General features: G+C 55.6%; 25 protein-coding genes. 15 read left to right on the top strand and 10 right to left on the bottom strand.

The window, feature by feature from the left end:
* The first annotated feature begins 24 nt into the window (after window positions 1-24).
* The 7 genes from ampG to IM300_RS10565 all read left to right on the top strand — a co-directional run bounded on the left by ampG (window position 25) and on the right by IM300_RS10565 (window position 8,273).
* Entirely contained in the window at window positions 25-1,500 is a 1,476-nt protein-coding gene (gene ampG, locus IM300_RS10595) for a muropeptide MFS transporter AmpG (RefSeq protein WP_193036421.1), read from the top strand.
* 478 nt (window positions 1,501-1,978) lie between these two features.
* Window positions 1,979-2,926, top strand: a complete 948-nt coding sequence (gene cyoA, locus IM300_RS10590) for a cytochrome o ubiquinol oxidase subunit II (RefSeq protein WP_003859054.1) — start codon at window positions 1,979-1,981, stop codon at window positions 2,924-2,926.
* Window positions 2,927-2,942: 16 nt separating this feature from the next.
* A complete protein-coding gene (gene cyoB / locus IM300_RS10585; protein WP_063869066.1) occupies window positions 2,943-4,934 on the top strand; it encodes a cytochrome o ubiquinol oxidase subunit I in 1,992 nt (663 codons plus the stop codon).
* Window positions 4,924-5,538 carry a cytochrome o ubiquinol oxidase subunit III gene (locus tag IM300_RS10580; protein ID WP_063451697.1) on the top strand — a complete coding sequence of 205 codons (615 nt, stop codon included), beginning with the start codon at window positions 4,924-4,926 and terminating at the stop codon, window positions 5,536-5,538. The genes cyoB and IM300_RS10580 overlap by 11 nt, the downstream gene beginning before the upstream one ends.
* Complete coding sequence (locus IM300_RS10575; RefSeq protein ID WP_006809888.1) at window positions 5,538-5,864, top strand: cytochrome o ubiquinol oxidase subunit IV; 327 nt, start codon at window positions 5,538-5,540, stop codon at window positions 5,862-5,864. The genes IM300_RS10580 and IM300_RS10575 overlap by 1 nt, the downstream gene beginning before the upstream one ends.
* A gap of 11 nt (window positions 5,865-5,875) precedes the next feature.
* Complete coding sequence (gene cyoE / locus IM300_RS10570; RefSeq protein ID WP_003859062.1) at window positions 5,876-6,763, top strand: heme o synthase; 888 nt, start codon at window positions 5,876-5,878, stop codon at window positions 6,761-6,763.
* A 148-nt stretch (window positions 6,764-6,911) separates the two neighbouring features.
* On the top strand, window positions 6,912-8,273 hold the full coding sequence (locus tag IM300_RS10565; RefSeq protein WP_193036419.1) for an MFS transporter: 1,362 nt from the start codon (window positions 6,912-6,914) through the stop codon (window positions 8,271-8,273).
* A gap of 31 nt (window positions 8,274-8,304) precedes the next feature.
* On the opposite strand, the gene IM300_RS10560 is transcribed toward IM300_RS10565, so the two are convergent.
* Complete coding sequence (locus IM300_RS10560) at window positions 8,305-8,796, bottom strand: YajQ family cyclic di-GMP-binding protein (protein ID WP_022647233.1); 492 nt, start codon at window positions 8,794-8,796, stop codon at window positions 8,305-8,307.
* Between the two features lie 125 nt (window positions 8,797-8,921).
* Here IM300_RS10560 and panE point away from each other — a divergent pair, with 125 nt between their 5' ends.
* Both panE and yajL read left to right on the top strand, forming a co-directional pair.
* Complete coding sequence (panE, locus tag IM300_RS10555; protein ID WP_193036417.1) at window positions 8,922-9,833, top strand: 2-dehydropantoate 2-reductase; 912 nt, start codon at window positions 8,922-8,924, stop codon at window positions 9,831-9,833.
* On the top strand, window positions 9,796-10,386 hold the full coding sequence (yajL, locus tag IM300_RS10550; RefSeq protein WP_064910902.1) for a protein deglycase YajL: 591 nt from the start codon (window positions 9,796-9,798) through the stop codon (window positions 10,384-10,386). Before panE ends, yajL begins: the two co-directional genes overlap by 38 nt.
* A gap of 87 nt (window positions 10,387-10,473) precedes the next feature.
* On the opposite strand, the gene thiI is transcribed toward yajL, so the two are convergent.
* Window positions 10,474-11,922, bottom strand: coding sequence for a tRNA uracil 4-sulfurtransferase ThiI (thiI, locus tag IM300_RS10545; protein ID WP_112791900.1), 1,449 nt, complete (start codon window positions 11,920-11,922; stop codon window positions 10,474-10,476).
* Between the two features lie 178 nt (window positions 11,923-12,100).
* Here thiI and xseB point away from each other — a divergent pair, with 178 nt between their 5' ends.
* The 4 genes from xseB (at window position 12,101) to IM300_RS10525 (ending at window position 16,167) form a co-directional block, all read left to right on the top strand.
* A complete protein-coding gene (xseB, locus tag IM300_RS10540) occupies window positions 12,101-12,343 on the top strand; it encodes an exodeoxyribonuclease VII small subunit (protein ID WP_003859094.1) in 243 nt (80 codons plus the stop codon).
* Window positions 12,344-13,243, top strand: a complete 900-nt coding sequence (gene ispA, locus IM300_RS10535; protein ID WP_063869075.1) for a (2E,6E)-farnesyl diphosphate synthase — start codon at window positions 12,344-12,346, stop codon at window positions 13,241-13,243. It abuts the gene before it with no gap.
* A gap of 24 nt (window positions 13,244-13,267) precedes the next feature.
* Entirely contained in the window at window positions 13,268-15,130 is a 1,863-nt protein-coding gene (dxs, locus tag IM300_RS10530; protein WP_131636073.1) for a 1-deoxy-D-xylulose-5-phosphate synthase, read from the top strand.
* A gap of 62 nt (window positions 15,131-15,192) precedes the next feature.
* Window positions 15,193-16,167 carry an aldo/keto reductase gene (locus IM300_RS10525; protein WP_193036415.1) on the top strand — a complete coding sequence of 325 codons (975 nt, stop codon included), beginning with the start codon at window positions 15,193-15,195 and terminating at the stop codon, window positions 16,165-16,167.
* Between the two features lie 84 nt (window positions 16,168-16,251).
* Here IM300_RS10525 and thiL read toward each other — a convergent pair whose 3' ends face one another.
* The 5 genes from thiL to nrdR all read right to left on the bottom strand — a co-directional run bounded on the left by thiL (window position 16,252) and on the right by nrdR (window position 19,857).
* On the bottom strand, window positions 16,252-17,223 hold the full coding sequence (thiL, locus tag IM300_RS10520) for a thiamine-phosphate kinase (protein ID WP_112791896.1): 972 nt from the start codon (window positions 17,221-17,223) through the stop codon (window positions 16,252-16,254).
* A gap of 77 nt (window positions 17,224-17,300) precedes the next feature.
* The gene (nusB, locus tag IM300_RS10515) at window positions 17,301-17,720 is read right to left on the bottom strand and encodes a transcription antitermination factor NusB (protein ID WP_006809908.1); all 420 of its coding nucleotides are present in this window, start codon (window positions 17,718-17,720) and stop codon (window positions 17,301-17,303) included.
* A 21-nt stretch (window positions 17,721-17,741) separates the two neighbouring features.
* Window positions 17,742-18,212 carry a 6,7-dimethyl-8-ribityllumazine synthase gene (ribE, locus tag IM300_RS10510; protein WP_003859098.1) on the bottom strand — a complete coding sequence of 157 codons (471 nt, stop codon included), beginning with the start codon at window positions 18,210-18,212 and terminating at the stop codon, window positions 17,742-17,744.
* Window positions 18,213-18,299: 87 nt separating this feature from the next.
* Window positions 18,300-19,403 (bottom strand): bifunctional diaminohydroxyphosphoribosylaminopyrimidine deaminase/5-amino-6-(5-phosphoribosylamino)uracil reductase RibD, encoded by a 1,104-nt coding sequence (gene ribD / locus IM300_RS10505; RefSeq protein ID WP_193036413.1) that lies wholly within the window; start codon window positions 19,401-19,403, stop codon window positions 18,300-18,302.
* Window positions 19,404-19,407: 4 nt separating this feature from the next.
* A complete protein-coding gene (gene nrdR, locus IM300_RS10500; RefSeq protein WP_003859099.1) occupies window positions 19,408-19,857 on the bottom strand; it encodes a transcriptional regulator NrdR in 450 nt (149 codons plus the stop codon).
* A 152-nt stretch (window positions 19,858-20,009) separates the two neighbouring features.
* On the opposite strand from nrdR, the gene IM300_RS10495 reads away from it, so the two are divergent.
* Entirely contained in the window at window positions 20,010-20,549 is a 540-nt protein-coding gene (locus IM300_RS10495) for a DUF3251 domain-containing protein (RefSeq protein ID WP_077221137.1), read from the top strand.
* 268 nt (window positions 20,550-20,817) lie between these two features.
* Entirely contained in the window at window positions 20,818-21,702 is an 885-nt protein-coding gene (locus tag IM300_RS10490) for a nucleoside-specific channel-forming protein Tsx (RefSeq protein WP_063451799.1), read from the top strand.
* Between the two features lie 88 nt (window positions 21,703-21,790).
* Here the strand turns inward: IM300_RS10490 and IM300_RS10485 are convergent, their stop codons facing one another.
* From IM300_RS10485 to secF, 3 genes are all read right to left on the bottom strand, one after another.
* Window positions 21,791-22,471 (bottom strand): YafY family protein, encoded by a 681-nt coding sequence (locus IM300_RS10485; RefSeq protein WP_017694425.1) that lies wholly within the window; start codon window positions 22,469-22,471, stop codon window positions 21,791-21,793.
* 10 nt (window positions 22,472-22,481) lie between these two features.
* Window positions 22,482-22,847 (bottom strand): VOC family protein, encoded by a 366-nt coding sequence (locus IM300_RS10480; protein WP_193036411.1) that lies wholly within the window; start codon window positions 22,845-22,847, stop codon window positions 22,482-22,484.
* A 142-nt stretch (window positions 22,848-22,989) separates the two neighbouring features.
* Window positions 22,990-23,961, bottom strand: coding sequence for a protein translocase subunit SecF (gene secF / locus IM300_RS10475; RefSeq protein ID WP_047717998.1), 972 nt, complete (start codon window positions 23,959-23,961; stop codon window positions 22,990-22,992).
* Window positions 23,962-23,963: the final 2 nt, after the last annotated feature.

Below are 23,963 nucleotides of genomic sequence, written 5' to 3'. Positions count from 1 at the left end.
TTCACCGGGTCAGCTCATAAGTATATGTCCAGTCACTACTTACGCATTTTCCAGCAACCCAAATCAGCTATTCTGCTGATCCTTGGTTTCGCCTCCGGTTTACCGCTTGCGCTCACCTCCGGCACGTTACAGGCGTGGATGACGGTCGAGAACATCGATCTTAAAACCATTGGTTTCTTCTCGCTCGTCGGTCAGGCCTACGTCTTCAAGTTCCTGTGGTCGCCGGTGATGGACCGCTATACCCCGCCGTTCCTCGGTCGCCGTCGCGGCTGGCTCGTAATGACGCAGGTTTTCCTGCTGATCGCGATCGCCGCAATGGGTTTCCTTGAGCCGTCAACGCAGCTGCGCTGGATGGCCGCGCTTGCGGTGGTCATCGCCTTCTGTTCCGCGTCCCAGGACATTGTTTTTGACGCCTGGAAAACGGACGTCTTGCCCGCGGAAGAGCGTGGTGCCGGTGCGGCAATCAGCGTGCTGGGCTACCGCCTGGGTATGCTGGTTTCCGGCGGCCTGGCACTCTGGCTTGCAGACCGCTATCTCGGCTGGCAGGGAATGTACTGGCTGATGGCCGCTCTGCTGATCCCCTGCATTATTGCCACGCTATTTGCGCCTGAACCGAGCGATGTTATTCCGGTCCCCCGCTCGCTGGAGCAGGCCGTCGCGGCACCGCTCCGCGACTTCTTCGGTCGCAATAATGCCTGGCTGATCCTGCTGTTGATTGTCCTTTATAAGCTCGGCGATGCTTTCGCCATGAGCCTGACTACCACCTTCCTGATCCGCGGCGTCGGGTTTGATGCGGGCGAGGTCGGCGTGGTGAACAAAACCCTGGGGCTGTTTGCCACCATCGTCGGCGCGCTGTACGGCGGCGTATTGATGCAGCGCCTGACGCTGTTCCGGGCTCTGCTGATCTTCGGCATCCTTCAGGGCGCATCGAATGCCGGTTACTGGCTGCTGTCGGTAACCGACAAGAATATGATCAGCATGGCGACGGCCGTATTCTTTGAAAACCTGTGCGGCGGTATGGGCACCGCGGCCTTTGTTGCCCTGCTGATGACGCTGTGCAATAAGTCATTTTCCGCTACCCAGTTTGCGCTGCTCTCTGCCCTTTCCGCCGTCGGGCGCGTCTACGTTGGCCCTGTCGCAGGCTGGTTTGTTGAAGCTCACGGCTGGCCGACGTTTTATCTCTTCTCGGTGGTCGCGGCCGTGCCGGGGATTTTATTGCTGCTGATTTGTCGTCAGACGCTGGAATATACCCAGCGGACGGAACATTTCATGCCGCGCACGGAATATCAGGCCGCCTATCGGTTTGCGCTGCGTCTGATGATGGTGGGCTGCCTTGCGCTGGTACTGTGGCTGGTGGTGCTCATTATTAATGCAACGACCGGGCTATTGCTGCCTTTTGAAGCGCTGCTGCTGGATATTGGCGCGCTACTGGCCCTTGCGGGCATCCTGACGGGCGGCACGCTGGATTTCATGTCGCTGCGTAAAACCCGGATGACCTGAAGAAAAAAGCGAAAGGTTATTTCCCGTTGTAATAACGACCCGAAATTATAACGGTGAAATAACCGCCCTCGTTAAAAAAAATATTTGTTGTTTTGTGCGGGATAGCATTCGGAAATTATTGGAGCTTATTTCGCTACGCTATTTTCCATTAAACGATTCAGCTTTTGAAAGATTGAATTTTCGTTTTTTAGTTGTCTTTTTATTGATAATTAATTGTTAATTATTTGTTTATTTTCAACAATGGTTATACCAATTGTCCCTTTTAAGGTATGCTGGGGCACCCTTTCGTTATAACGCCCACACCGTGCGGCTTCCCTCCTGAAACGCGACATAATTTGCAACACTTGTGACATGTGCGGCAGAACCCGGTAACACCTTCCTGACACAGGGCTAATGATGTTTACAGTAATGTAACCTTCCCGTAAAATGCCCCCACACTTTAAACGCCACCAGACTCCCGTGGAATTGAGGTCGTTAAATGAGACTCAGGAAATACAATAAAAGTTTGGGATGGTTGTCATTATTCGCAGGCACTGTATTACTCAGTGGCTGCGATTCTGCACTACTAGACCCCAAAGGACAGATTGGACTGGAACAACGTTCATTGATACTGACGGCTTTTGGCCTGATGTTGATTGTGGTTATTCCTGCCATCTTGATGGCTGTTGGTTTCGCCTGGAAGTATCGTGCGAGCAATAAAGATGCGAAGTATAGCCCTAACTGGTCACACTCCAATAAAGTGGAAGCTGTGGTCTGGACGGTGCCTATTCTGATCATCCTGTTCCTTGCCGTGCTGACCTGGAAAACCACTCACGCACTTGAGCCAAGCAAGCCGCTGGTTCACGATGAAAAACCCATTACCATTGAAGTGGTCTCCATGGACTGGAAATGGTTCTTCATCTATCCAGAGCAGGGCATTGCTACCGTGAATGAAATCGCCTTCCCGGCGAACACTCCGGTTCAGTTCAAAGTGACCTCCAACTCCGTAATGAACTCCTTCTTCATCCCACGTCTGGGCAGCCAGATTTACGCGATGGCCGGTATGCAGACTAACCTGCACCTGATCGCGAATGAAGCAGGCACCTACGACGGTATCTCCGCCAGCTATAGTGGCCCGGGCTTCTCGGGTATGAAGTTCAAAGCTATCGCTACGCCAGACCGCGCGACTTTCGACCAGTGGGTTGCAAAAGCGAAGCAGTCTACCAACACCATGTCTGACATGGCGGCGTTCGAAAAAGTGGCTGCACCTAGCGAATATAACAAGGTGGAGTACTTCTCTAACGTGAAACCGAATCTGTTCAAAGATGTTATTGGCAAATTTATGGATCACGGCATGAGCATGGACATGACCCAGCCTGAAGGCGAGCACAACACGCACCAGGGTATGGAAGGCATGGACATGAGCCACGCGGAAACCGCTCACTAAGGGGCCGAGGAAGAAAATGTTCGGAAAATTGACATTGGATGCGGTGCCGTACCATGAACCCATTATCATGGTTACGATTGCTGCAATTATCATTGGTGGCGCGGCCTTACTGGGCCTTATCACTTACTTCGGTAAGTGGAGCTACCTGTGGAACGAGTGGCTGACTTCGGTCGACCACAAAAAACTCGGCATCATGTACTGCATCGTCGGTATCGTCATGTTAATTCGTGGCTTTGCGGATGCGATCATGATGCGTAGCCAGCAGGCGCTCGCTTCTGCGGGTGAAGCAGGCTTCCTGCCACCGCACCACTACGATCAGATCTTTACCGCCCACGGCGTTATCATGATCTTCTTCGTGGCGATGCCGCTGGTTATCGGTCTGATGAACGTTGTCGTTCCGCTGCAAATCGGCGCGCGTGACGTTGCGTTCCCGTTCCTGAACAACCTGAGCTTCTGGTTCACCGTTGTCGGCGTTATCCTGGTTAACCTGTCACTGGGCGTGGGCGAGTTTGCTCAGACCGGCTGGCTGGCTTACCCGCCGCTTTCGGGAATTGAGTACAGTCCGGGCGTCGGCGTTGACTACTGGATTTGGGCGCTTCAGCTCTCCGGTGTCGGTACCACCCTGACCGGTATTAACTTCTTCGTGACCATCCTGAAGATGCGTGCACCAGGTATGACGATGTTCAAGATGCCAGTATTTACCTGGGCATCTCTGTGCGCCAACGTACTGATTATCGCGTCGTTCCCAATTCTGACCGTCACCATCGCGCTGCTGACCCTGGATCGCTATCTGGGTACCCATTTCTTCACGAATGATATGGGTGGCAACATGATGATGTACATCAACCTGATTTGGGCCTGGGGTCACCCGGAAGTGTACATTCTGGTTCTGCCTGTGTTCGGTGTGTTCTCCGAAATCGCGGCAACCTTCTCGCGTAAGCGTCTGTTTGGTTACACCTCTCTGGTGTGGGCAACCGTATGTATTACCGTTCTGTCGTTCATCGTCTGGCTGCACCACTTCTTCACCATGGGTGCGGGCGCGAACGTAAACGCCTTCTTCGGTATTACCACCATGATTATCGCGATCCCAACCGGGGTTAAGATCTTCAACTGGCTGTTCACTATGTACCAGGGCCGTATCCAGTTCCACTCAGCCATGCTGTGGACTATCGGCTTCATCGTGACCTTCTCCGTAGGCGGGATGACCGGCGTACTGCTGGCGGTACCAGGCGCTGACTTCGTTCTGCACAACAGTCTGTTCCTGATTGCGCACTTCCATAACGTTATCATCGGCGGCGTCGTCTTCGGCTGCTTCGCAGGTGTGACCTACTGGTGGCCTAAAGCGTTTGGCTTCACGCTGAACGAAACCTGGGGTAAACGCGCGTTCTGGTTCTGGATCATCGGCTTCTTCGTGGCGTTTATGCCGCTGTACGTGCTGGGCTTCATGGGTATGACCCGTCGCCTGAGCCAGCAGATTGACCCGCAGTTCCACCCAATGCTGATGGTTGCAGCGGGCGGTGCGGTTCTGATTGCCTGCGGTATCGCGTCTCAGCTGATTCAGTTCTACGTTTCTATTCGCGACCGCGACCAGAACCGTGACCTGACCGGTGACCCGTGGGGTGGCCGTACGCTGGAGTGGGCAACCTCTTCTCCACCTCCTTTCTATAACTTCGCCGTTGTGCCGCAGATCCATGAACGCGACGCATTCTGGGAAATGAAAGAAAAAGGTGAAGCGTACAAGCAGCCTGAGCATTACGAAGAGATCCACATGCCGAAAAACAGCGCTGCGGGCATTGTGATTGCCGCTTTCGCGACGGTATTTGGTTTCGCAATGATCTGGCACATCTGGTGGATGGCGATTGTTGGCTTCGCTGGCATCGTAATCAGCTGGATTGTGAAGAGCTTTGACGAGGACGTGGACTACTACGTACCAGTCCGTGAAGTTGAAAAGCTGGAAAATCAGCATTTTGACGAGATTTCTAAAGCGGGGCTGAAAAATGGCAACTGATACTCTGGCGCACTCAACTGCCCACGCGCATGAGCATGCGCACCATGATGCAGGACCGAATAAAGTTTTCGGTTTCTGGATCTACCTGATGAGCGACTGCATCCTGTTCTGCTGTCTGTTCGCAACCTATGCCGTTCTGGTGAACGGCACAGCGGGCGGCCCGACCGGTAAGGACATCTTTGAGCTGCCGTTCGTTCTGGTTGAAACCGCACTGCTGTTATTCAGCTCCATCACCTACGGCATGGCGGCTATCGCCATGTACAAGAACAACAAGAGCCAGGTTGTCTCCTGGCTGGCGTTGACCTGGCTGTTTGGTGCTGGCTTTATCGGGATGGAAATCTATGAATTCCATCACCTGATTGCGGAAGGTTTCGGTCCGGATCGCAGCGGCTTCCTGTCGGCGTTCTTCGCGCTGGTCGGCACCCACGGTCTGCACGTGACCTCGGGCCTGATCTGGATGGCGGTTCTGATGTTCCAGATCTCCCGTCGTGGCCTGACCAGTACTAACCGTACCCGTATTATGTGCCTGAGCCTGTTCTGGCACTTCCTTGACGTGGTATGGATCTGTGTGTTCTCTGTTGTCTATCTGATGGGGGCGATGTAATGAGTCATTCTAACGATCATGGCGCTTCCCACGGCAGCGTAAAAACCTACATGACAGGTTTCATCCTGTCGATCATCCTGACGGTGATCCCGTTCTGGATGGTGATGAACGGTTCTGCATCCAAGCCGGTTATCCTGGGAGCAATCCTGGTGACCGCAGTGATTCAGATTCTGGTGCATCTGGTTTGCTTCCTGCACATGAACACCAAGTCCGATGAAGGCTGGAACATGACGGCCTTTATCTTTACCGTGATTATCATCGCTATCCTGGTAGTCGGTTCCATCTGGATTATGTGGAACCTTAACTACAACATGATGGTTCACTAAGAGCGGCGAGTATGTTTAAGCAATACCTGCAAGTCACGAAACCAGGCATCATCTTTGGCAACCTGATCTCCGTAATCGGAGGGTTCCTGCTGGCCTCTAAAGGCAGCATTGATTACACCCTCTTTATTTACACGCTGGTCGGTGTGTCACTGGTGGTTGCGTCCGGTTGTGTATTTAACAACTACATCGACATGGATATCGACAAGAAGATGGAAAGGACCAAAAATCGGGTGCTGGTTAAAGGCCTGATTGCCCCTTCCGTCTCGCTGGTGTACGCCACCTTGCTGGGTATTGCTGGCTTTATGCTGCTGTGGTTTGGTGCTAACCCGCTGGCCTGCTGGCTGGGGGTGATGGGGTTCGTGGTGTATGTGGGCGTCTACAGCCTGTATATGAAACGTCACTCCGTCTACGGCACGCTGATTGGTTCTCTCTCCGGCGCTGCGCCGCCGGTGATTGGCTACTGCGCCGTAACGAACGAGTTCGACAGCGGTGCGCTCATCCTGCTGGCTATCTTTAGCCTGTGGCAGATGCCGCACTCCTACGCCATCGCGATTTTCCGCTTCAAGGATTATCAGGCGGCGAACATTCCGGTTCTGCCGGTCGTGAAAGGTATCTCGGTTGCCAAGAACCACATCACGCTGTATATCATCGCCTTTGCCGTAGCAACGCTGATGCTCTCTCTGGGCGGTTACGCCGGATATAAATATCTGGTGGTAGCGGCCGCGGTGAGCGTCTGGTGGCTCGGCATGGCCCTGCGCGGCTACAAGGTGGAAGACGACAAAGTCTGGGCACGCAAGCTGTTTGTGTTCTCGATTGTCGCCATCACCTCCCTGTCCGTGATGATGTCCGTAGACTTCATGGTGCCGGACTCGCAAAACCTGCTGACTTACGTCTGGTAAGTTTATGTGATGATGAAAAGGGTGCTTCGGCACCCTTTTTTATTCACCAAATCCATTAATCACGCATGTAATATTTGTTAAATAAGCCTTTATTTACCCCGCCCCTTCCCCGCACTACACTATGGCCTGCTTTTGAACTGAGGTGGTAATGAACGATTATAAAATGACGCCAGGCGAGCTGCGTGCGACCTGGGGTTTAGGGACTGTTTTCTCGCTGCGGATGCTTGGCATGTTTATGGTCCTGCCCGTTCTGACCACGTATGGCATGGCGTTACAGGGTGCCAGCGAAGCGCTGATTGGTCTGGCGATCGGTATCTACGGTCTGGCGCAGGCAATTTTCCAGATCCCCTTTGGCCTGCTCTCTGACCGCGTGGGTCGCAAACCGCTGATTGTCGGCGGTCTGCTGGTATTTATCCTCGGCAGCGTCATCGCCGCCCTCTCCCACTCCATCTGGGGCATTATTCTTGGCCGCGCCCTGCAAGGATCCGGTGCCATTGCTGCCGCCGTGATGGCGCTGCTGTCAGATTTAACCCGCGAGCAAAACCGCACCAAAGCCATGGCGTTTATTGGCGTCAGCTTCGGCGTCACTTTTGCCATTGCCATGGTGCTGGGGCCGATTATCACGCATGCGCTCGGCCTGCACGCTCTGTTCTGGATGATTGCGGTGCTGGCGACCATCGGGATCGCACTCACGCTGTGGGTTGTGCCAGACAGTAAAAATCATGTCCTCAACCGTGAATCCGGGATGGTTAAAGGCTGCTTTAGCAAAGTCATCGCCGAGCCGCGTCTGCTAAAGCTTAACTTCGGCATTATGTGTCTGCACATTCTGCTGATGTCCACCTTCGTCGCCCTGCCCGGCCAGCTTGCCGCAGCAGGTTTCCCGGCGGCCGAGCACTGGAAAATTTATCTGGTCACAATGCTAATCTCGTTTGTCTCCGTTGTGCCCTTTATTATTTACGCCGAAGTGAAGCGCAAAATGAAACGCGTCTTCGTGGGCTGCGTGGCATTACTGCTGATTGCCGAGATTGTGCTGTGGGGCGCCGGCCCGCACTTCTGGGAGCTTATCGCAGGCGTACAGCTGTTCTTCCTGGCGTTTAATCTGATGGAAGCCCTGCTGCCCTCGCTGATCAGCAAAGAGTCTCCGGCAGGATACAAAGGCACCGCGATGGGAATTTACTCCACCAGCCAGTTTCTCGGCGTGGCGATCGGCGGCTCGCTCGGCGGCTGGGTGGACGGTCTGTTTGATTCCCAGACCGTTTTTCTCGCCGGTGCGCTGCTGGCGATGCTCTGGCTGTTTGTGTCCAGCACCATGAAAGAGCCGCGCTATGTGAGTAGCCTGCGGGTAGAAATTCCTGATGAGGTGACAATAGGTGATGCATTAAAACAGCGGCTGGAAGCGACAGAAGGCGTGAGCGAAGTGCTGATTGTCCCGGAAGAGCGCAGTGCGTACGTCAAAATTGACAGCAAAGTGACGAACCGCTTTGAGGTGGAGCAGGTGCTGAAGGCCTGAAAAATGCCCGGTTTAGCCGGGCATTATTGTCTTAATCGCGGAAGTTTTTAAACTGGAACGGTTGCCCCAAATCGCCGCCGCGCACCAGCGCCATGACGGACTGGAGATCGTCGCGAGATTTTCCGGTTACGCGAATTTCTTCGCCCTGGATCTGCGCCTGCACCTTCAGCTTGCTGTCTTTAATCAGCTTCACGATTTTCTTCTGCACGGCGCTTTCAATGCCCTGCTTCAGCTTCGCTTCCACAAACCAGGTTTTCCCGCTGTGAACGAAATCTTCCGGCACATCCAGTGAGGTCCCTTCGATGCCGCGCTTGAGCAGCTTGGCGCGCAGGATATCCAGCAGCTGATTGACCTGGAAATCAGACTCGCTCAGGACTTTGATCGTCTTGTTAGCGTCGTTCAGTTCAATCGTCGCCTCAACGCCACGAAAATCGAAACGTGACTCAACCTCACGGATCGCGTTATCTACGCCGTTACGCGCTTCCTGCAAATCAACTTCAGAAACAATATCGAAAGATGGCATCTTTTCTTCTCCCTTCATTTTTGTTGCGTTGCATAATACCCGCAACGAGGCATAACGAGAAGCTTAGCTGATGCCGCTATACTTAGCGTCACAGCACCTGGCACCGTTGCAGGTGAGGAGGAACAATGAAAGTAACAGTGCTTGGATGCGGAGCCCTTGGCCAACTCTGGCTCACAGCGCTATGCAAACAGGGACACGATGTACAGGGCTGGCTGCGCATTCCTCAGCCCTATTGCAGTGTGAACGTGATGGGGACCGACGGTTCAATTTTTAACGAGTCTTTGACGGCAAACGATCCGGAATTTCTCGCCACCAGCGATCTGCTGCTGGTCACGCTGAAGGCCTGGCAGGTCTCCGATGCGGTGAAAAGCCTGGCCGCCCAGTTACCTGAAAGCACGCCAATCCTGCTGATCCACAACGGCATGGGTACCATTGAAGAGCTAAAAACTGTCCGGCAACCGCTGCTAATAGGGACAACCACCCACGCGGCACGTCGCGACGGTAGCGTCATTATCCACGTTGCCAGCGGTATCACCCATATCGGTCCTGCGCGTGAGCAGCCCGGCGATTACAGCTATCTTGCCGATACGTTGCAATGCACGCTGCCTGACGTCGCCTGGCACAATAACATTCTTGCGGAACTGTGGCGCAAGCTGGCGGTCAACTGCGCGATCAACCCCCTGACCGCCCTGCTGGACTGCCCTAACGGTGAACTGCGTCAGCATTCGGATCAGGTGGCGCTGATTTGCCGGGAAGTTGCCGACGTGATTGAGCGCGAAGGCTACCACACCTCAGAAACCGATTTACGTTATTATGTCGACCAGGTCATTGAGAGTACGGCAGAAAATATCTCTTCAATGTTGCAGGATGTCCGGGCGATGCGGCATACCGAAATTGATTACATTACCGGTTATCTGTTAAAACGCGCCCGGGCACACGGCATTACCGTTGCCGAAAACAGCCGTCTGTTTGAGTCAGTAAAACGAAAGGAGAGTGAGTATGAGCGCATCGGCACTGGTATGCCTCGCCCCTGGTAGCGAAGAGACAGAAGCGGTCACCGCCATTGATTTAATGGTGCGCGGCGGTATCAAGGTCACCACCGCCAGCGTCGCCAGCGACGGCGATCTGACGATCGTCTGTTCCCGTGGGGTGAAGATCCTGGCGGATGCACCGCTTGTACAGGTGGCGGACGGCGATTACGACATTATTGTCCTGCCCGGCGGCTTAAAAGGCGCGGAGTGTTTTCGCGACAGCCCGCTGCTGGTTGAAACCGTTCGTCAGTTTCATCTTTCCGGGCGTATCGTCGCGGCGATCTGTGCTGCCGCTGGTACGGTGCTGGTTCCACACGACATCTTCCCCATCGGCAATATGACCGGCTTCCCCGGCCTTAAGGACACCATTCCGCAAGAGCAGTGGGTGGATAAGCGCGTGGTCTGGGATCCGCGGGTTAACCTGCTCACCAGCCAGGGGCCGGGCACCGCCATTGATTTTGGCTTAAAGATTATTGACCTGCTGGTCGGGCGCGAGAAAGCGTACGAAGTGGCGTCATCGCTGGTGATGGCGGCGGGGATTTATAACTACTACGAGTAAAAAAAGCCGGGTGGCGGCTACGCCTTACCCGGCCTACAAGTGCACGGTACCGTAGGCCCGGTAAGCGAAGCGCCACCGGGCAATAGGCTACGGGCGATACACCTTCACGTTCGCGAAGCCCTGCTCACGCAGGTACAGCGCCTGCAAACGGCTCATCACCCCGCGCTCACACCACAGCAGATACGTTTTGCTCTGGTCGAGATCGCCAAATTGGGTGCTCAGCTTGTAGAACGGCAGAGAAACCACGTCCACGCCTTCCACCTGCAACGGCTTGTCATCCTGCTCGTCAATCGAGCGGATATCCAGAATGGCATCGTTAGCGCCGAATCCGCTGACGGTTTCCACCTCAACCACATCCTGCTCGGTCTGCTGGGCAATTTCGCGGATATCAATGTTGGACGCTTCCGCCACCACTTTTTCCAGAATGCTGAAATCGAAGTTCTCTTCTTCCGCTTCGATCTTCGCCTTCACCGCCTTGATGGTTGGGCTTTTTGAGATCACGCCGCAATATTCCGGCATGGTACGGGCAAAATCTTCAGTACCGATTTTGCGCGCCAGATCGATGATGTGCTCTTTATCGTGCGAGATCAGCGGACGCAGGATCAGCGTATCTGATACGTTGTCGATAAGACGCAGGTTGGTCAGCGTCTGGCTGGAGACCTGGCCCAGCGCTTCGCCGGTGACCAGCGCCTGCACGCCGTAGCGCTCGGCCACTTTGGACGCCGCGCGTACCATCATACGTTTGAGGATCACGCCCATCTGGCCGTCATCCACTTTTTCAAGGATTTCGCCCACTACCGGCTCAAAGTTGATCGCCACAAAACGCACACGGTGGGAGCTGCCGAAACGGTTCCACAGGTAATGCGCCACCTGACGGACGCCAATTTCATGCGCCGCGCCGCCCAGGTTGAAGAAGCAGTAGTGTACGCGGCAGCCGCGACGCATCAGCATGTAGCTGGAGACGCCGGAGTCGAAACCGCCGGAGATCAGCGACAGCACATCTTCCTGCGTGCCGATCGGGAAACCGCCAATACCTTCATAACGGCCCTTAACCAGCAGCAGACGATCGTTCTCGATCTCAAGGTTAACGGTGACGTCCGGGTTAGTGAGGCGCACGCGCGCCGTCTCAACGTGCTGGTTCAGACCGCCGCCGACGTAGCGCTCAACTTCAATCGAGCTAAACTCGTGCTTGCCGCGACGCTTCACGCGTACGCAGAAGGTTTTGCCTTCGATCTGGTCGCGGTACTGTACCAGCGCCTTTTCGAAGATATCGTGCATATCGCTGAACGGAACGTCTTCCACTTCCAGAATATGATGAATACCTGGAATACGGGTCAGCGCGTCGCGAATATCAAGACGTTTGCTTTCGTCTTTCGCGCGGACTTCAACGTGATCCCAGTGACGCACCACGGCGAGCGTTTCGTCGTAGTGTTTTAATACGTTACGAATGTTCCCGGTGAGAATTTTAATAAAGCGCAAACGCACAGATTGGCTTTTGATGGTGATTTCAGGGAACAATTTAATGATAAACTTCATGGCGGCAATGTTTCTTAGGCAAGCTTATAAAGGCTTGTAGTGGAAAATGATACAGCAGCCCACACCCGTGGCTGCATCCAGGCGCGCAAGTATACCACCATCGCGCCACTCGCGTTATTTGATAATTGCCCCGAGTCCGTTACCATGTTGGGGCGAAGAATATAAGAGTTAATTCACTATGCCGAAGAAGAACGACGCACCGGCCAGTTTTGAAACTGCGCTGAGTGAGCTTGAGCAGATTGTTACCCGCCTCGAGAGCGGCGATTTACCGCTGGAAGATGCCCTCAACGAATTTGAACGCGGTGTGCAGCTTGCGCGCCAGGGGCAGGTAAAGCTCCAGCAGGCCGAGCAGCGCGTGCAGATCCTGCTTTCCGACAGCGAAGACGCTAAAACCACGCCATTCACACCGGACGCCGAGTAAATGGATTTTACCACCGCGCTTCAGGCGCGCGTCGTTCGCGCCAACGACGCCCTGCGCCGTTTTATTGAGCCGCAGCCTTTTCAGAACACTCCACTGGTTGAAGCCATGCACTATGGCGCACTCTTAGGAGGTAAACGCCTGCGTCCGTTCCTCGTGTATGCCACGGGCAATATGTTTGGCATCAGCGATAACACGCTGGACGCCCCGGCAGCCGCCGTGGAGTGTATTCACGCCTATTCGCTGATCCACGACGATTTGCCGGCGATGGACGATGACGATCTGCGTCGCGGTCAGCCGACCTGCCACATTAAGTTCGGCGAAGCGAATGCCATTCTGGCGGGCGATGCTCTGCAAACCCTGGCGTTCTCAATTCTGAGCGATGCGCCGATGGTTGAGGTAAGCGATCGCGATCGTCTGGCGATGGTGTCCGAGCTGGCGATGGCCAGCGGCGTCGCCGGCATGTGCGGCGGCCAGGCGCTGGATTTAGAAGCTGAAGGTCGTCAGGTGACGCTGGAACAGCTGGAGCGCATCCACCGTCACAAAACGGGCGCACTGATTCGGGCAGCCGTTCGCCTGGGCGCGCTGAGCGCGGGTGAACGCGGGCGCAAAGCCCTGCCGATTCTGGACAGATACGCAGAAAGTATCGGTCTGGCATTCCAGGTTCAGGATGACATTCTGGATGTGGTGGGCGATACTGCAACATTGGGAAAACGTCAGGGTGCGGATCAGCAGCTTGGCAAAAGTACCTACCCCGCCCTGCTGGGCCTTGAGCATGCCCAACGTAAAGCCCGGGATCTGATAGACGATGCCCGCCGGTCGCTGAATGAGCTGGCCGCGCAATCGCTGGATACCTCGGCACTGGAAGCGCTAGCGGACTACATAATCCAGCGTGATAAATAAACTATATATCTCGATGAGCCTTTGATGAGTTTTGATATTGCCAAATACCCGACACTGGCGTTAGTTGACTCCACTCAGGAGTTACGTCTGTTGCCGAAAGAGAGTCTGCCGAAGCTGTGTGACGAGCTGCGTCGCTACCTGCTCGACAGCGTTAGCCGCTCCAGCGGCCACTTCGCCTCCGGGCTTGGCACGGTTGAGCTGACCGTGGCGTTGCATTACGTCTATAACACGCCGTTCGATCAGCTGATCTGGGATGTTGGCCACCAGGCCTATCCGCACAAAATTCTGACCGGACGTCGTGATCAAATTGGCACCATCCGCCAGAAAGGTGGCCTGCATCCGTTCCCGTGGCGCGGCGAGAGCGAGTTTGACGTGTTAAGCGTCGGCCACTCATCGACATCCATTTCCGCGGGCATCGGGATTGCCGTTGCAGCCGAAAAAGAGAATAAGCAGCGCCGTACCGTCTGCGTCATTGGCGACGGGGCGATCACCGCCGGGATGGCTTTTGAAGCCATGAACCACGCGGGCGATATCAAGCCGGACATGCTGGTTATCCTCAACGATAACGAAATGTCGATCTCCGAAAACGTCGGCGCGCTGAATAACCATCTGGCGCAGCTGCTTTCCGGCAAGCTTTACTCCTCCCTGCGGGAAGGCGGGAAAAAAGTTTTCTCCGGCGTGCCGCCGATCAAAGAGCTGCTCAAGCGTACCGAAGAACACATCAAAGGCATGGTCGTGCCGGGCACGCTGTTCGAAGAGCTGGGCTTTAACTATATTGGCCCGGTGGACGGGCACGATGTGCTGGGTCTGGTGACCACGCTGAAAAACATGCGCGATCTGAAAGGCCCGCAATTCCTGCACATCATGACCAAAAAAGGGCGTGGCTACGAACCGGCGGAAAAAGATCCGATCACCTTCCACGCGGTGCCTAAATTTGACCATACCAGCGGCTGCCTGCCGAAAAGCAGCGGCGGAATGCCGAGCTACTCAAAAATCTTTGGCGACTGGCTGTGCGAAACGGCGGCAAAAGATAACAAGCTGATGGCGGTCACGCCTGCCATGCGTGAAGGCTCCGGTATGGTCGAGTTCTCCAAAAAATACCCGGACCAGTATTTCGACGTCGCCATTGCCGAGCAGCACGCGGTTACCTTCGCGGCAGGGCTGGCGATTGGCGGCTACAAGCCGGTGGTGGCGATTTACTCCACCTTCCTGCAACGCGCCTACGATCAGGTGATCCATGACGTTGCCATCCAGAAGCTGCCGGTGCTGTTTGCTATCGACCGCGCGGGCATCGTGGGGGCCGACGGCCAGACGCACCAGGGGGCGTTTGATCTCTCCTTCCTGCGCTGCATCCCGGACATGGTCATCATGACGCCAAGCGACGAAAACGAGTGTCGTCAGATGCTGTATACCGGCTACCACTATCAGGACGGCCCCTGCGCGGTACGTTATCCGCGCGGCAATGCCCTTGGCGTTGAACTTCAGCCGCTGGAAAAGCTGGACATCGGTAAAGGTCTGGTGAAACGTCGCGGCGAAAAAGTGGCGATCCTGAACTTTGGTACGCTGATGCCGGAAGCGGCAAAAGTCGCTGAAACCCTGAACGCGACGCTGGTGGATATGCGCTTTGTGAAGCCGCTCGATGAATCTCTGATTCTGAGCATGGCGGAAAGCCATGACGTGCTGGTAACGCTGGAAGAGAACGCCATCATGGGTGGCGCGGGTAGCGGCGTTAACGAAGTGCTGATGGCGAACCGTAAATGGGTTCCGGTGCTGAATCTCGGCCTGCCGGACCACTTTATCCCGCAAGGTACTCAGGACGAGGCGCGTGCCGACATCGGCCTGGACGCCGCCGGTATCGAAGCCAGAATCCGCAGCTGGCTGGCCTGATCCCTCCCCTTTTCTGCTCCTGCTATGCTTAAACGTATTGTTTAATCAGCAGGAGCGGAACCATGCAATACACGACATTAGGAAAAACGGACCTCAGGGTGTCCCGGCTTTGCCTGGGCTGCATGACCTTTGGCGAGCCTGACCGGGGAAATCATGCCTGGACGCTGCCGGAAGAGAGCAGCCGCCCTATCATCAAGCGCGCCATAGACGGCGGCATCAACTTCTTCGATACCGCCAACAGCTACTCTGACGGCAGCAGCGAAGAGATTGTGGGCCGCGCCCTGCGTGATTTTGCCCGTCGGGATGAGATTGTGGTCGCCACCAAGGTTTACTACCCGTCAGGCGATCTGACTGAAGGCCTTTCTCGCGCGCAGATCCTCCGTTCCATCGATGACAGCCTCAGACGCCTGAACATGGATTACGTCGACCTGCTGCAAATCCACCGCTGGGATTACAACACGCCGATTGAAGAGACGCTTGAAGCGCTGAACGATGTCGTGAAAGCGGGTAAAGCGCGCTATATCGGCGCGTCGTCCATGCACGCGTCGCAGTTTGCTCAGGCGCTCAATCTCCAGGCGCAGCACGGCTGGGCGCGCTTTGTCACCATGCAGGATCACTACAACCTGATTTACCGGGAAGAAGAACGCGAAATGCTGCCGCTCTGCGACCAGGAAGGCGTGGCGGTGATCCCGTGGAGCCCGCTGGCGCGCGGACGCTTAACCCGTCCGTGGGGAGAAACCACGGCGCGGCTGGTATCGGATGAAGTGGGTAAAAATCTGTACGACAGCACGGAAGCCAGCGATGCGCTGATTGCCGAACGTTTAGCCGGGATCGCCGACGATATCGGCGCAACGCGCGCGCAGGTGGCGCTGGCGTGGCTGTTAGGCAAGCGGGGTGTCGCCGCACCGATTATTGGTACATCACGGGAAGAACAGCTGGACGAGTTGTTAAGCGCGGTGGATTTATCGCTGACGCCGGAGCAGGTTGCCGAGCTGGAGACGCCATATCAGCAGCATCCGGTGGTGGGGTTTAAGTAAACGCTTGCCGGGTGGCGGCTTACCCGGCCTACGATCGCACACTATTTGTAGGCCGGGTAAGCGTAGCGCCACCCGGCAAAACACTCACCCAAAATGATCGTACCCTTTCCAGTCAAGCGTAACCGGGGCGCCATCACGGACAAACAGTAGCCCTTCGCTCTCCGGCATCACCTGCCCAATGCAGGTAAATTTCGCTCCCAGATGCGCTAACGCCACGTCCAGCGTCCCGCGATTCAGTTCGGGAACGGTAAAGCACAGCTCATAATCTTCCCCACCGGATAACGCCCAGCGCAGCGCCTGTTCAGGCTCGGCATGACGACGCAGCTGTTCTGACAGTGGGAACAGATCAAGATCGATACGTGCGCCCACGCCGCTGGCTTTCAGGATATGACCAAGATCGGAGATCAGCCCGTCAGACAGGTCGATAGCCGAACTGGCCCGCTCGCGCAGCGCCTGACCGTGCAGAATACGCGGCGTTGGCCGCAGGTGACGCTTCACCAGGTACGCCGCATCGTCCGCATCTTCAACCGCTAAACGGTTCTGAAGGATCGCCAGACCTGCCGCGCTATCTCCCGGCGTGCCGGTCACGTAGATCCAGTCTCCCGGTTTTGCGCCCGAGCGCTTGAGCGCGCGCCCGGCAGGCACATAACCGTGAATGGCCAGGGTCATCGATAGCGGACCCGCAGTGGTGTCACCGCCAATCAGCTGCATATCGTAATAGTTCAGCTGCTCAAACAGCGCATCGCTGAACGCTTCAAGCCAGGCTTCATCCACCTCCGGCAGCGTCAGGGCCAGCGTCAGCCAGGCCGGGTCGGCGCCCATTGCCGCCAGATCGCTGACGTTGACCGCCAGCGCCTTATACGCCAGGTCAGCAGGATCGATATCGGGCAGGAAGTGACGCCCACATACTAAGGTGTCGGTGCTGATTGCCAGCGTCTGTTTTTCGGGAACATTGAGAAGTGCACAGTCATCGCCAATGCCGGTTTCAACATCAAGACGAGAGGTTCTGACACGGTCGAAATAACGGGCAATCAGGGAGAATTCGCCGCATGCCATACGTTATGCCTCAGCAAATAAAAGAAAAAACCGGAGCCGCACTGCCGTTTCGGCAATGCAGGACTCCGGTTTGCGGATCACTTTTTGTGGGGACGGATCGCAGGTGCGGCTTTATCAAGTACGCCGTTTACAAATTTGTGGCTGTCTTCAGCACCGAAGGTTTTCGCCAGTTCGATCGCTTCGTTGATGGCCACTTTGTACGGCACATCATCACGTTTAGACAGCTCAAACAGCGCGATACGCAACACTGCTTTTTCCACCTGGCCCAGCTCTTCGAGCAGACGGGACAGGTATGGCTTCATCAGGCCATCGAGATACGCGCTATTAGTCGCCACTCCCGACAGCAGTTCACGGAAGTACAGAACGTCAACGTCTTTCACGTCCTGTTCTGACAGGAACTGGTATTCAACATCAGCGATGTCGTTCTGGGACAACTGCCAGGAGTAAAGTGCCTGGACGGCACATTCACGGGCGCGGCGACGAGCAGCAGGTTTCACGGAATTCCCCTTACAAAAAAATCAGGCCTTGATGGCTTTCAATACATTGATCATTTCAAGCGCGGTCAGTGCAGCTTCTGCACCTTTGTTACCGGCTTTGGTGCCAGCACGTTCGATGGCTTGTTCAATACTTTCGGTGGTCAATACGCCGAACGCGACAGGAATTTCTGCATCCTGCGCAACGTGCGCCAGACCGTTGCTTGCACCGCCCGCAACGTATTCGAAGTGCGCAGTGCCGCCACGAATAACGGTACCCAGCGCAATCACCGCGTCGTATTTACCGGTTTTCGCCAGCGCGCCTGCTGCCAGTGGCAGTTCATAAGCACCTGGTACCCAAACGACGGTAATATTGTCATCTTTAACCTGGCCGATACGTTTCAGGGCGTCAACCGCACCTTCCAGCAGGCTATCGTTGATGAAGTTGTTGAAACGCGCAATGGTGATGGCGACGCGAGCGTCCGGGGTAGCTACAGCAGCTTCAATAATGTTCATACTCTTCCTTTACGGGTTCATTTGGCCCCGCAGGGGGGCGGATTTTATCATAATACTTTGCGCACTGCTTCCCTATTTCAGGAGCAATTACGCTGTCGTTAAATGGAGGCAGACATCCGGGCCCACCGGACGAATCTCGCTGAATGTGAGTTGCGGCGCATCGGCCAGTTTTTCAAGGCCGGGCAGCACAAACAGGCCGCGGGCGTCGTTACCTAACAGTTTAGGCGCAACGTAGACGAGAAGCTCATCCACCAGCCCCGCCTGGAGCAGCGCGCCGGCGAGCGTCGGCCCGGCTTCGACCCAGATGCTGTTGACCTGCTGTTTGCCGAGCAACATCATCAGCACCACGAGATCCAGATGTCCGTTATGCTCCGGCACCATAATGCTGCGCACGCCTTCCGGCCACTCGCGCGTATCTTCCTTCGTGCGCGCAATCCAGGTTTCACCCGGCTGCTGCACGATGCGGTGCTCCGGCGTCACGCGGTTCTGGCTATCAATAATAATGCGCAGCGGCTGGCGCAGGTTCTCCTGCGGGTAGAGCGCCTGGGTATCCGCATTCAGCTCATCCCAGCGCACGGTCATCGCCGGATCGTCAGCCAGCACCGTCTCACTGCTGGTGAGAATAGCATGGCTTTGCGCGCGCAGACGTTGCACATCGCGCCTTGCCTGCGGGGACGTGATCCACTGGCTCTCGCCGTTGGCCATCGCCGTGCGGCCATCCAGTGAGGCACCCAGCTTAAGCTGAATAAACGGGAAGCCGGTGCGCATGCGTTTCAGAAAGCCTTTGTTGATGGCTTCCGCATCCTGCATCATCAGGCCGTGGCTGACGTCGATCCCTTCCTGTTGTAGACGATAAAGGCCGCGGCCCGCCACCTGCGGGTTAGGATCCTGCATAGCGGCGACCACGCGCGAAACCCCTGCCGCAATCAGCGCTTCACAGCACGGCGGCGTGCGCCCGTGGTGGCTGCATGGCTCCAGCGTCACGTAGGCCGTCGCGCCACGCGCGTTCTCCCCCGCCATACGCAGGGCATGCACTTCAGCATGCGGCTCGCCTGCGCGGTAGTGAAAACCTTCCCCCACAATCTCGCCATCTTTAACAATGACGCACCCGACGTTGGGGTTAGGGTGAGTGGTAAACCGACCGCGCTGCGCCAGCTTCATGGCTCGCGCCATGTACATCTCGTCGTGCATGGGCTTAATCCTGTAAGCGGGCGATCTCTTCGCCAAACTCTTTAATGTCTTCAAAGCTGCGGTAAACGGAGGCGAAGCGAATGTAGGCGACTTTATCGAGCTTTTTCAGCTGTTCCATCACCAGATTACCAATCATTTTGCTCGGCACTTCGCGCTCGCCTAACCCGCGCAGATAAGATTTAATGTGGTTTAACGCCATTTCGACGTCATCGGAACTGACGGGCCGTTTTTCCAGCGCCTTGAGCATCCCGCTGCGCAGTTTTTCTTCATTAAACGGTTCGCGCACATCGTTACTTTTTACCACGCGCGGCATGACCAGCTCTGCCACCTCGAAGGTGGTAAAACGCTCGTTGCACACCAGACACTGCCGGCGACGGCGCACGGAAGACCCTTCGCCTACAAGACGTGAGTCGATGACTTTGGTATCCACGGCGGAGCAAAATGGGCAATGCATACGATGTCCCTGTTATCTGGTTAACTGATTTCTATTTTACCCTGAACTGGCCCGACAACAAAGGAAGAGCTTTTTGAGACAAAGGATCTATGCCTGGCGGCACTATCCTGTCTACCATTGCAGCACTCTGTGATTTCAAGGAATTAAACGCAATGACAAGACGTTACCTGAAAATCGTGCTGGTGGGGAGCCTGTTCACGCTCAGCGCCTGCGCGCAGCAAAGTGAAGTCCGCGAGATGAAACAAAGCGTGAATACGCTCAACGTGGCGATGAACAAACTTAACCAGGAAACCGTAAAGATCACCCAGCAGAACGCGCTGAATGCCAAATCCAGCAATGGCGTTTATCTGTTGCCAGGGGCTAATACGCCTGCCCGACTCAACAGCCAGATTGGCATGCTAAAAATGTCTCTGGTGAATGTTGCAGCCAATGCGGATGGTACGCGCGCAACATTGCGTATCCAGGGTGAGTCCAACGATCCGCTTCCAGCCTTTACCGGCACCGTCGAGTGGGGACAGATCCAGGGCACTACCGAGAACTATCAGGAAGTGAACGTGAAGAACCAGCTTTTCACCGCCCCCGCCAGCACGCTGGCACCAAGCGACGTGGACATCCCGGTTCAGCTGAGCGGCCTGACGCCGGAACAGTTAGGCTTTATCCGCATTCACGACATTCAACCCGCCGCGCAATAACCTTCCCTTTTAGCGGAGTGAAATGTCACTCCGCTAACATTTACATTTCGTATGGATTGGCAACATAAATGATTGCCGCTACAATCCCGCCCGTCTAAAGTACGCAAACGTGAACGCAATCGATTACGTATGTGAGAGATATGTGAAACACCACATATTTTTGTGAGCAAGGATTCCTATAATAGGCTCCGCAGAAACACGAAATATTTAGAAACGCAATTCGCGCATTTTTCACTCCCGGAAGGGAATTTCAATCAGTGGCATGATTATGAAAAAAACATTACTCGCAGCCGGTGCAGTTCTGGCACTCTCCTCCTCTTTCACGGCTAACGCTGCGGAGAATACCAAGCCAGAATATGTTTCTGACTGGTGGCATCAGAGCGTTAACGTTGTGGGCAGTTACCACACCCGTTTCGGACCGCAGATCCGTAACGATACCTACCTTGAGTACGAAGCGTTCGCTAAAAAAGACTGGTTTGATTTCTACGGCTACATGGATGCCCCGGTCTTCTTCGGTGGTAACACCGACGCGAAAGGTATCTGGAACCATGGTTCCCCTCTGTTCATGGAGATCGAGCCGCGCTTCTCCATCGACAAGCTGACCGGCACCAGCCTGGCGTTTGGTCCGTTCAAAGAGTGGTATTTCGCAAACAACTACATCTACGACATGGGCCGCAACAAGTCCGGTCGTCAGAGCACCTGGTATATGGGTCTGGGCACCGACATTGAGACTGGCCTGCCAATGAGCCTGTCCATGAACGTGTACGCAAAATACCAGTGGCAGAACTACGGTGCCGCGAACGAAAACGAATGGGACGGCTACCGTTTCAAAGTGAAATACTTTGTGCCAATCACCCAGCTGTGGGGCGGTAACCTGAGCTACATCGGCTTCACCAACTTTGACTGGGGTTCCGACCTGGGCGACAACGACTTCCGCGATCTGAACGGCAAGAAGGCGCGCACCAATGACTCCATCGCCTCCAGTCACATCCTGGCGCTGAACTACGATCACTGGCACTACTCTGTTGTTGCGCGTTACTGGCACAACGGCGGTCAGTGGAACGACGACGCCAGCCTGAACTTCGGCAACGGCGACTTCAGCGTGCGTTCTACCGGTTGGGGTGGTTACCTGGTGGTGGGTTACAACTTCTAATCAGTGCGGATTCCGCCCGGTGGCGCTACGCTTACCGGGCCTACGATCCGAATGTAGGCCGGGTAAGGCGTAGCCGCCACCCGGCTTTTTACTGCCTCACCTTGCGCAAAAAATCTGCCAATGACCTGTCCGCACTTTCGCTAAACCGCCTCTCCGTCTGCACAATATTGAGGCATCGGTCGAGCCGGAAACAGCGATAGTCATCGCGCCGTTCACACCACGCCGCCAGCAGCCAGCGCTCTCCCCAGAAGAACAAGCCCAGCGGCTGAACCTCGCGCTTTGAGAGCTGCCCAGCCTCATCACGATAATGCAGTGCCAGCACGCGCTGTGCGGAAATCGCCTGATGGATCACGTCGAAACCACTACGGGAATGTGGCTGAAGGGCAATATCCGGCGCGTAAATCCGCGTCTGCTCAGCTTTGCGGCGGCTCTCTTCTGGCAGGATCGCCAGCACTTTTTCCTGGGCCGACTCCAGCTCGCGCGACAGCGATTCTCCGCCCCAGGTTTTGAGCAGGCGAATCGCCACCATCAGCGCCTCGGACTCTTTGTTGGTCAGCATCAGCGGGGGTAAATCAAAACCCGACATCAGCCGATATCCGCTTCCCGCCTCGCCTTCCACCGGCACGCCGGAAAGCGACAGGTCGCGGATATCGCGGTACACCGTGCGCTCTGACACGCCAAGCCTTTCCGCCAGATGCGCTGCCGTTGTCAGACGCCTGCCCCGAAGGATCTGCACAATCTGGAACAAACGGTCAGCGCGTCGGGTCATCGGTTTACTCTCATACCGGTTGATGGAGGCCGACGCGATTACCTTCGCTGTCGGTAAACAGGGCTATAGTGCCAATGCCTTGCGGCAGTTCCAGCGGGCCAAACACGCACTCACCGCCCGCAGAAGCAATACGATCGAGCGTGGCCGCCAGATTGGCAGTATGCAGGTAAATAATAGCGCCCTGCGAAGACGGTGTAACGCCGTCAAATTTCGCCAGCGCGCCGCCCGTGGCCGGATCCTCGTGCGGGAAAATCGCCAGCTCAGCCACGTCCATCTTCTCGCGCCGCAGCGCGACCTGCATCACCGACTCATAAAATTTGATGGCGCGATCCATATTGGCGACCGGAATTTCAAACCAGTTAATAACACTTTTCATACGTCCTCCTGCCTGTTGTTAGGGTTGAGAAGGAGTCTACGACAGGGCTCCTGACAGCATACTGTCAGGAGTGTTTGTGAGATGCAGACAAAAAAAATCCCGGCCAACAGGCCGGGATTTCGATGCCGCGTAAGACGATTGCTTACGGCAGAATAGACGGCTGATCCGCCCCTTCTTTCTCGACTTTCTGCTGGATCAGATGCTCGCGCTTCATGCCCAGCTTCAGCGCCAGCGCGGACGCCACGTAGATAGACGAGGCCGTACCGATAGACACACCGATCAGCATGGTCAGCGAGAAGCCTTCCAGCACCGGGCCACCGAACAGGAACAGCATCAGGATCACCATCAGGGTGGTACCGGAGGTGATCAACGTACGGTGCAGCGTCTGGGTCAACGACACGTTAAAGATTTCGTACGGCGTACCGCGACGGATCTTACGGAAGTTTTCACGAATACGGTCAGATACCACGATACTGTCGTTCAGTGAGTAACCGATAACGGACATCAGGGATGCCACAATTGTCAGGTCAATCTCAATGTGGAACAGAGACAGTATGCCCATGGTGATCACCACGTCGTGCGCCAGGGCGATAACCACGCCTGCCGCCAGTCGCCACTCAAAGCGGAAACCGACGTAAATCAGGATTGAGATCAGCGCCACCAGCAGCGCCATCGCACCGGTCTGCGCCAGGTCTGCACCGACGCTCGGGCCGACGAACTCAATACGCTTAACCGTCGCGTCCTGGCTGGTCGTTTCGTTAATAACCTGAACGACCTTGCTGCCCAGCTCCTGGCTGCCGTTGGCATCGTGTACCGGAGGCATACGCACCATGATGTCGCGGCTGCTGCCAAAGTTCTGGAGCAGCGGCTCTTCAAAGCCCGCCTTTTGCAGAGACTCACGCATCTGGTCCATATCGACCGGTTTTTCCAGGGTAATTTCGATCACCGTACCACCGGTGAAGTCCAGACCCCAGTTAAAGCCTTTCACGCCCATAATGATGATGGACAAAATCAGCAGAAAACCTGAAATGCCGAAGGCCCAGTAGTCCCAGCGCATAAAGTCCCAGACTTTACGGCCGTGGTTCAATTGTTCAACAGTATATTCCTGTGCCACAA

The sequence above is a fragment of the Enterobacter cloacae complex sp. I2 genome (assembly GCF_014896205.1).
Taxonomy (GTDB): Bacteria; Pseudomonadota; Gammaproteobacteria; order Enterobacterales; family Enterobacteriaceae; genus Enterobacter; species Enterobacter quasihormaechei.
This window is presented reverse-complemented; position numbering and strand designations above follow the sequence as displayed.